Origin of the sequence: Avrilella dinanensis, from assembly GCF_002807015.1 — a bacterium.
Taxonomy (GTDB): Bacteria; Bacteroidota; Bacteroidia; order Flavobacteriales; family Flavobacteriaceae; genus Flavobacterium; species Flavobacterium dinanensis.
The window spans coordinates 2267088-2273643 of record NZ_NIPO01000001.1 but is presented as its reverse complement, the minus strand read 5'-3'; the positions used below and the strand labels follow the sequence as shown (position 1 = coordinate 2273643).

Genomic DNA, 6556 nt, shown 5'->3' with positions numbered 1-6556 from the left:
TCTCGCCTTTCATGTTCAAAGCGGGTGCAAAAGTAATTACCTTTTTTCATTCAACAAAACTTTTTTGTACTTTTTTTTGAAAAAAATTCAAAGTCTTATTCCCTATCCAAAAATCTATAATGTACTTTATCCTAAACCCCCATCTCCTATCCCAAACGAGGACGCAAATATAAAACTCTTTTATCAAATAATGCAAGTGAAATGAGAAGATTTTTATCCCTTTTATTGAAATATATACTCAAGTGGCTACAAACGAACCCGTTGGAAGCGGAAATGTTTTTCACTTATAACAATTTACTTTTTTGTTTAAATCTTTTTCCTTTAATCTTTGACATATATAATGATTCGTCACTAACTTTGTTAGACATAAAAAAACCTAACAAAATGAAGTTATACAAAAAAATATTTGAGAACAACAAGGCGTGGATTGAAAAAAAGAAAACGGTAGATAGTAATTATTTCACTGATTTATCAGAAGGGCAAAGTCCAGAAATATTATATATAGGTTGTAGCGACAGCCGCGTAACTGCCGAAGAAGTTACTGGTGTGGGACCTGGGCAGATGTTCGTACACAGAAATGTAGGCAACATCATTCCGAATAACGATTTGAGTTCTGCTACGGTAATTGATTACGCCGTAAAACACTTGCAGATAAAACATATCGTCATTTGCGGTCACTATTTTTGCGGAGGTGTGAAGGCTGCTATGGAGGCTAAAGATTTGGGCATTTTAAATCCTTGGCTGAGAAATATCCGGGACGTATATCGCCTGCATAAAGAGGAATTGAACAATATCACTGATTCAAACGAAAGATACAAAAGGTTGGTTGAATTGAACGTAAAAGAACAATGTATCAACGTGCTTAAAACTGCGGCGGTGCAAACGTCTTACCTGGAAACCGGCTACCCTACTGTTCACGGCTGGGTGTTTGATGTATCAACCGGAAAACTGATTGATTTAAACATTGATTTCGACCATGAGCTGGAAGAAATCCGGGAGATTTATGACTTAGGAAATCTGAAAAAGTAATTTCATCGTACAAGCAGACTCCTTATACCTTGTATAAATTAAATACTCAATAAAACAATGAACAAGTTCAAAGGGCAGGGAGCTGTTACAAATATTCATAACAGGTTTTCGCAATCTCGTTATGAAGAATCCATTTATCAGGACGAATATGACGATGAGAAAATTCAGACAAAAACCTTAGAGGTTTTCCCTAAAACCATTGTGAATAAGGTAAAAGGAAATTCTCTTCCTTTTGTTTATTCGATGAATCCATATCAGGGTTGTGAGCATGGTTGTTCTTATTGTTATGCCCGACCGACGCATCAATACTGGGGTTACAGTGCGGGGATTGACTTTGAACGTATTGTTTTGGTTAAAAAGAATGCTCCGGAATTATTGGAAAAATGTTTCCAAAAGAAAGGCTATCGCCCCTCGCCTATTATGCTGTCAGGAAATACCGATTGTTACCAGCCCGTAGAAAGACAATATCAATTAACGAGAAAATTACTGCAAATTTGCTTAGACTACCGACATCCTGTGAGTATTATTACAAAGAATGCCTTGATTATGAGAGATTTGGACATCATCAAAGCATTGGCAGAAAAAAACCTGGTTTCGGTGTCACTAAGCATTCCTACTATCAATGAGGATTTGAGGAGAGTGATGGAGCCCCGAACCTCATCGACAAAAAACAAGCTGAAAGCTATTCTGGAATTGTCCTCTGCCGGTGTACCTGTTCACGTGATGATTGCACCGGTTATCCCAAGCCTTAACAGTGCTGAAATCCTGAAAATTGTAAAAACGATTCATGAACATGGTGCAATATCTTTCGGATACACTTTGGTGGCTCTTAATGACGAGGTACACCCTGTTTTTGAAAGCTGGCTCGAAACACATTTTCCGGATAGAAAAAACAAAGTGATTAACCAAATCGCTTCATTGCACGGCGGAAAAGTATCTGAAAAAAACATTGCCAAACGCAACAAGGGCGAAGGAAATTTTGCCGAAATGATTCATCGTACTTTTCAAATTGCAAGGCAAAAATATTTTCCTGAAAAGACAGATTTTCACTTATCTACTACCCTTTTTGACGGAACAAAAGGAGAACAATTACGGTTGTTTTAAAATGACCTATTTCCAAAGGATTTACCATTAATCAAAACCATTCCTTATTTTATTTATTATGGAATAATTATTAGTTTTGTTAGCTTACTAAACTATAAAATACTATTTTTGAAACTTTAATACTAAAAAACGTTTTTCATGAAATCATTAAAAATCATTTCAGATTTATTACCGATTCCGAGTTATACTGTTATTTTTATTTGTTTCTTTCTACCGTTTTTGAACATCAAATGTAGTGGAACAGACTTGGTATCATTCTCCGGAGTAGATTTGGCAATAGGAGTTAATATGGAAGAAAAAATGGAAAGCAGTGAATTTGCAAAAAAGCTAAATTCAGATTTATTTGGAGATACTGAATTAAACGATTTAAGCGAAGATTATTTGAGTGACGAAGATTCGGAAGAAAGCGAGGAAACTACTCCGAAAGAGGAAAAAGAGAAACCTTCTATCCTTGTTTTAGTTCCATTGATTTTTTGCATTATTGGACTGATAGTCAGTTTTTTAAAAATTAAAAACAAAGGAATTTATCAAATTATTCTGTCTTCAATAAGTTTGGCTTGCCTGGTTATTTTTGCTCTTGTTATGAAAAACTCTCCCGAACTGCAATCTCTTAATTCAATGGGAGGTATGAATTCCGGACTGGGAGGTGGTCCTATGATAAGTGTAGAACTTGGAACGGCTTATTTTGTGGTTTGCTTCTTCTTTATTCTATTGCTATCATTTTACAGTTTCGATTTGTATTGGAAGAAAAACCAACAAGAATTACAAAATATGGAATAAACGTAATTGACATATAAAAAAAATCGAGGTAAAATTTATCTCGATTTTTTTTTCTCAATTTAAAACAATAAACCGTTTTTTAGAACGGATATTTATTTTCAGCAATTACTTTACTTGCAATAGTTTCACGAAGTGCAACTACATTCGGCATATTGACGTATTTGGTAAACCTGCGAAGTCCCATAAGCATCATACGCTGTTCATCGCCTTCGGCAAAAGAGATAATTCCCTCTTTTCCTTTGGTGTAAACAATATCAACCGCATTATACAAATATAATTGAGCCATTGCAATCTGCTCTTTTACGTTTTCTGCTCCTTTGGATTTTGCTAATTTTTCAGCACGTAAAATTCCCGATTCTGCCATATAAATTTCAATAAGCATATCCGATGCACACATTAACAACTGCTGATGTTGTTCTAATTCCGTTCCGTATTTCTGAACAGCACTTCCTGCCACCATTAAAACGGCTTTTTTCAGTTTTGAGATAAGTTCTTTTTCTTCCGAAAAAAGTTCAGAATAATCCGGAACATCAAAATCAGGAATGCTCATCAGCTCATCAGCTACTTTCATTGCAGGGCCAAGCAAATCCATGTGTCCTTTCATCGCTTTTTTGATTAACATTCCAACGGAAAGCATACGGTTGATTTCGTTTGTTCCTTCGTAAATTCGGGCAATACGGGCATCTCTCCAAGCACTTTCCATTGGAGTATCTTCCGAGAATCCCATTCCTCCGAAGATTTGAATTCCCTCATCGGTACAATTCTGAATATCTTCCGAAACAGCCACTTTCAAAATGGAACATTCGATAGCAAACTCCTCAACACCTTTCAACTCTGCTTCCTGATGTGAATTTCCGTCTGCCAATCTTGCATTTATTCTTTTTTCAATGTCACCTCCTGCACGATAACAAGCCGATTCCCCCACAAAACAATTCGTAGCTATTTCAGCAATTTTTGCACGGATTGCTCCAAAATTCGCAATCGGTGTTTTGAACTGAACCCTTTCGTTTGCATAATTTACAGCTCCCGAAATCGTACGTCTTTGGGCATCAAGACAGGCAACAGCCAATTTTATACGTCCAACATTCAGGGCATTCATCGCGATTTTAAATCCCTCTCCACGTCCTGCCAGCATATTTTCGACAGGAACAAGCGTATCATTAAAAAACACTTGTCTTGTCGAACTTGCACGAATTCCCAATTTGTGTTCTTCTTCTCCCAAAGTGATTCCGTTCGGATTGTTCGGGTCGTATTCCACGATAAAGCCTGTGATGTTTTTGTCGTCTTCAATTCGTGCAAAAACAATCATCAAAGAACAAAATCCTGCATTGGAAATCCACATTTTCTGCCCATTGATTTTGTAATGCTTTCCGTCTGCTGTAAGCTCGGCTTTTGTTTTTCCCGAATTGGCATCAGAACCAGCTCCAGGTTCGGTCAAACAATACGATCCAAACCATTCTCCCGATGCTAATTTCGGAACGTATTTTTGCTTTTGCTCTTCTGTTCCGTACAAAGTGATTGGCATTGTCCCGATTCCTGTGTGAGCTCCGAAAGCAGTTGAAAACGAACCTGTTGCCCCCGAAATATAATCGCAGGTAAGCATAGTAGAAATAAAAGACATTCCCAAACCTCCGTACTGCTCGGGAACAGCCACTCCCAAAAAGCCTAATTCTCCTGCCTTACGCATAGATTCTTCCGTAAGAGCGTAATCTTTCTTTTCGAATCTTTCTTTGTTAGGCCAAATTTCTCTGTCAACGAACTCTTTAACCGAGTCACGCATCATTACCTGCTCTTCCGAGAAATCCTCGGGTGTGAAAATGTTTTCACTTTTTGTCTCTTTTACGAGGAATTGTCCTCCTCTTGTTATGTCTTCCATATCTTTATAGTTATTTTAAATTTTGAATTACCATCTGTAAATACATATCAATTTTTATTATTTGAAAGTACATTTAATGCCTCTGTTGTTGATTTTACAAAGTTAATCTGTCCTTTTTTGTTACTTTCATAAATAAAGTCGTTAATACTTTTGCTTGAATGTGATGCAAAGTTGCCAACTATTGCTAACTGAACACGATAGTTAGAAAATTTTTGAAGTATTTCCCCTGCTATTCCGTTTTGTAGGTCAAAAAAATCAGGTGTAATGTTTTTTTCCTGAATAATAATTTTGTCAAAGTCTTGATAATATAAATTTCCTAACAAGTCTAATCCATCTTCACTTGCTTTTATGATAATCGTTTCTGATACGATTTCAGCAATTTTAGTGTTGTCTATAATATGACTTTCTATTTTCATAAATTATTTTAATTAGAATATTCTCTTGTGAGGTTTTAACTATTTTGGTAATAATGTTTATAATATATTTAATTTCTTGTAAATAGAAACTAACATCAACCGAAACAAGTTGTGATTCAGACAAAATTTAAAATTCATCATTTACAACAATTCATACACTCCCGCAGCACCTTGTCCTGTTCCGACACACATCGTAACGATTCCGTATTTGTTGTTTCTGCGTTGCATTTCGTCAAAAAGCTGAACGGATAATTTTGCTCCTGTACAACCAAGTGGGTGTCCTAATGCAATCGCTCCTCCGTTTACGTTTACGATGTCGGGATTCAAACCTAATTCTCGGATAACAGCCAAAGACTGCGAGGCAAATGCTTCATTCAGCTCAAAAAGCTCAATATCATTCAGTTGTAATCCTGCCTGTTCAATCGCTTTTGGAATGGCTTTAACAGGACCGATTCCCATAATGCGTGGTTCAACTCCTGCTGCTGCATAACTTACCATTCTGGCAATCGGTTTAAGGTTTAATTCTTTAACCATTTCCTCACTCATAACCATTACAAAAGCCGCTCCGTCTGACATTTGAGAGGAATTTCCTGCTGTTACGCTTCCTCCGTTGGCAAAAACGGGTTTAAGTCTTGCCAATGCTTCAAGGGTTGTATCTGCTCGTGGTCCTTCGTCTTTGGTAACCGTATAAGATTTGGTTTCCTTTTTGCCTTTTTCGTTGATGAACGTCTGCTCAACCGTAATCGGAACAATCTGCTTGTCGAATTTTCCCTCTGCCTGTGCTTTCAGGGCTTTCTGATGTGAATGGAAAGCAAACTCGTCCTGTTCTTCACGGGAAACTTTATACTTTTCGGCTACTGCTTCGGCTGTAAGTCCCATTCCCCAATAGTAATCCTCATTTCCCTCTTTGGCTACTTCGTAATCGGGTGTGGGCTTGTAACCTCCCATCGGGATAAAGCTCATACTTTCTGCTCCTCCTGCAATAATACAGTGTGCCATTCCGCTTTGGATTTTGGCAGTTGCCATTGCAATGGTTTCCAATCCCGATGCACAATAACGGTTTACCGTAACTCCGGGAACGTCAGTAATTTTTAATCCCATTAAAGAAATTAAACGTCCGACATTCAAGCCTTGCTCGGCTTCGGGCATTGCGTTTCCGACCATTACGTCATCAATTCTCGTTTTGTCAAAATCAGGCAGTTCATTCATCAGATATTGAATGGTTTCTGCTGCTAATTCATCAGGTCTTTTAAATCGGAATACTCCTTTTGGTGCTTTTCCGACGGCTGTTCTAAAACCCAAAACTATATAAGCGGTTGTGTTTTTCATAATTCTTTTGTTTTTTCTTTTT

At 37.3% G+C, this 6556-nt stretch carries 6 protein-coding genes; 3 read left to right on the top strand and 3 right to left on the bottom strand.

Annotated features, from left to right (window positions below):
- Positions 1–384: 384 nt before the first annotated feature.
- From CDL10_RS11045 to CDL10_RS11035, 3 genes are all read left to right on the top strand, one after another.
- On the top strand, positions 385–1029 hold the full coding sequence (locus tag CDL10_RS11045) for a carbonic anhydrase (protein ID WP_100678739.1): 645 nt from the start codon (positions 385–387) through the stop codon (positions 1027–1029).
- Between the two features lie 57 nt (positions 1030–1086).
- Positions 1087–2133, top strand: coding sequence for a PA0069 family radical SAM protein (locus CDL10_RS11040; protein WP_100678581.1), 1047 nt, complete (start codon positions 1087–1089; stop codon positions 2131–2133).
- 138 nt (positions 2134–2271) lie between these two features.
- Complete coding sequence (locus CDL10_RS11035) at positions 2272–2913, top strand: hypothetical protein (protein WP_100678580.1); 642 nt, start codon at positions 2272–2274, stop codon at positions 2911–2913.
- A 79-nt stretch (positions 2914–2992) separates the two neighbouring features.
- Here the strand turns inward: CDL10_RS11035 and CDL10_RS11030 are convergent, their stop codons facing one another.
- From CDL10_RS11030 to CDL10_RS11020, 3 genes are all read right to left on the bottom strand, one after another.
- The gene (locus tag CDL10_RS11030) at positions 2993–4789 is read right to left on the bottom strand and encodes an acyl-CoA dehydrogenase family protein (protein WP_100678579.1); all 1797 of its coding nucleotides are present in this window, start codon (positions 4787–4789) and stop codon (positions 2993–2995) included.
- 47 nt (positions 4790–4836) lie between these two features.
- Positions 4837–5205, bottom strand: a complete 369-nt coding sequence (locus CDL10_RS11025; RefSeq protein WP_100678578.1) for a DUF4180 domain-containing protein — start codon at positions 5203–5205, stop codon at positions 4837–4839.
- 141 nt (positions 5206–5346) lie between these two features.
- Positions 5347–6534 (bottom strand): acetyl-CoA C-acyltransferase, encoded by a 1188-nt coding sequence (locus tag CDL10_RS11020; protein WP_100678577.1) that lies wholly within the window; start codon positions 6532–6534, stop codon positions 5347–5349.
- Between the last annotated feature and the right edge of the window lie 22 nt (positions 6535–6556).